This window comes from Bifidobacterium pullorum subsp. saeculare (assembly GCF_016899725.1).
Lineage (GTDB): Bacteria > Actinomycetota > Actinomycetes > Actinomycetales > Bifidobacteriaceae > Bifidobacterium > Bifidobacterium pullorum_C.
Genome location: NZ_JACLYU010000306.1, coordinates 1 through 241 on the forward strand (window position 1 = coordinate 1; position 241 = coordinate 241).

1 protein-coding gene is annotated in these 241 nt (G+C 62.7%); it reads left to right on the forward strand.

Annotation, left to right across the window (positions count from 1 at the left end; all coding sequences use genetic code 11):
- Positions 1-22 precede the first annotated feature (22 nt).
- On the forward strand, positions 23-241 hold a 219-nt coding region (locus H7U32_RS10630; RefSeq protein WP_204469967.1), incomplete at its 3' end, for a hypothetical protein.

Genomic DNA, 241 nt, shown 5'->3' on the forward strand with positions numbered 1-241 from the left:
GGACGGCGCCAGCACGAGCGACATGCCCCTGTACCGCATACCCATCACCAACCTGTCGGTCGGAACGCCCGTCCAACTCTTCAAAGTCCTCACGCCACTGGACACCGTGGGGGATTCCGTAACCCAGTCGATTGTCTTCCATCGCACGTCGAGTCTGGGAGCGTCGGACACCCTCACCATCAGCGGGCATGTGCTGCCCAACGGTGACGGGCAATGGCTAGCCCTGGTCAGCATCGACTGG